Origin of the sequence: Geopseudomonas sagittaria (genome assembly GCF_900115715.1) — a bacterium.
GTDB lineage: Bacteria > Pseudomonadota > Gammaproteobacteria > Pseudomonadales > Pseudomonadaceae > Geopseudomonas > Geopseudomonas sagittaria.
This window is the reverse complement of sequence record NZ_FOXM01000041.1, coordinates 1-1,603: the sequence shown is the minus strand read 5'-3', so window position 1 is coordinate 1,603 and position 1,603 is coordinate 1. Positions and strand designations below refer to the sequence as shown.

2 protein-coding genes are annotated in these 1,603 nt (G+C 68.4%); both read right to left on the bottom strand.

The window, feature by feature from the left end; all coding sequences use genetic code 11:
* Window positions 1-359: 359 nt before the first annotated feature.
* Window positions 360-1,109 (bottom strand): ABC transporter ATP-binding protein, encoded by a 750-nt coding sequence (locus BM297_RS21280; protein WP_092435829.1) that lies wholly within the window; start codon window positions 1,107-1,109, stop codon window positions 360-362.
* The coding region (locus BM297_RS21275; protein ID WP_092435826.1) for an ABC transporter ATP-binding protein at window positions 1,109-1,603 on the bottom strand (495 nt) is incomplete at its 5' end. The genes BM297_RS21275 and BM297_RS21280, both read right to left, overlap by 1 nt.

Sequence of the window (1,603 nt, the reverse complement as noted above, 5' to 3'; positions counted from 1 at the left end):
GCTCGACGTAGTGCTCGAGGGCCTTGGCCATGTCCAGGACGCGCAGCTGGATGTGCCCTGGGCGCATTACACCTTTCTTCATCTCGACACCTCTTTGTCTTTTTTGTTGGTCTGGCCGACGCGCGCGGGCGGCTGCGGCTGCACGGGCCGGCTGTCGTTTTCCTAGCGTTGCAGTCAGGCTACGGCGCGCGGACGCGGGGTGATATCCGCTTTGTGCACGATCGTTATCCGCTTTGTGCACGGCGCAGCTGCGCCAGGCGCGAGCGCGGCAAGCCGGGGGAAGGAGGGAGGAAGAGAGCCGCGGGGGAAGGATCGCGCGGCCCCGCGCCGCACGGCATGCGACGCGGGGGCCAGCGGACTCACAGGCCGATGTGCTCCTGGAGCAGCTCGGGCTGCTGCTTCAGTTCGCTGCTGGGGCCGTCGTAGACCACCCGGCCCTTGACCATGATCATGCTGCGGTCGGTCAGGTCGAGCAGCACGCCGACGTTCTTGTCGACCACCAGGGTAGCGATGCCGGTGTCCTTGACCGCGCGGATCACCTGCCAGATCTCCTTGCGGATCAGCGGCGCCAGACCCTCGGTGGCCTCGTCGAGGATCAGCAGCTCGGGGTTGGTCATCAGCGCGCGGCCGATGGCGACCATCTGCTGCTCGCCGCCGGAAAGGTTGCCGGTGTAGTGGGCGAAGCGCTCGGCCAGGCGCGGGAAGGTCGCCAGCACGCGCTCCAGGGTCCAGTCGCAGCGGCCGTCGACGCCCGGCCGCGCGGCCATCACCAGGCTCTCGCGCACGGTGAGGTTGGGGAACATGCCGCGCCCCTCGGGGACGAAGCCGATGCCGCGGCGGATGATCCGGTAGGTCGGCTGGCCGGTCATCAGCTCGCCCTTGATGCGCACCTCGCCGCGACGCGGCGCGGTGAGGCCGAGGATCGAGCGGATGGTGGTGCTCTTGCCCATGCCGTTGCGGCCGAGCAGGGCCAGGGTCTCGCCCGGCGCGATGGTGAAGTCGACGCCGTGGAGGATGTGGCTGTTGCCGTAGTAGGTGTGCAGGCCGCGGGCCTCGACCAGCGGGATGGCCGGCTCATTGCGGGTGGCGATTGCCGTTGCTGCGCTCATCAGAAGTTCTCCTCGCCGTCGCCCAGATAGGCTTCCTGCACCGCCGGGTCGTTGCGCACCTGGTCCAGCGGGCCGCTGGCCAGCATCTGGCCGTTGACCATCACGGTGAGCTTGTGGGCGATGCTGAACACCGCGTCCATGTCGTGCTCGACCAGCACCAGCGAGTAGTTCTTCGCCAGCCGGGCGAGCAGCTCGACCACCCGGCTCGACTCGTCCTTGCCCATCCCCGCCATCGGCTCGTCGAGCAGCAGGAAGCTCGGCTCGGTGGCCAGCACCATGCCGATCTCCAGCTGACGCTGCTCGCCGTAGCTCATGGTGCCGGCGATCACGTCGCGCTTGGCGCTAAGGCCGCACAGCTCCAGGCCCAGCTCGGCGCGCTCGCGCACCGCGGCGTAGCTTTCGCTGCGGCGGAAGAAGCGGAACGAGTTCTTCAGCCGCGACTGCGCCGCCAGCCAGCAGTTCTCCATGCAGGTGAAGGTCGGGAAGATGTTGGT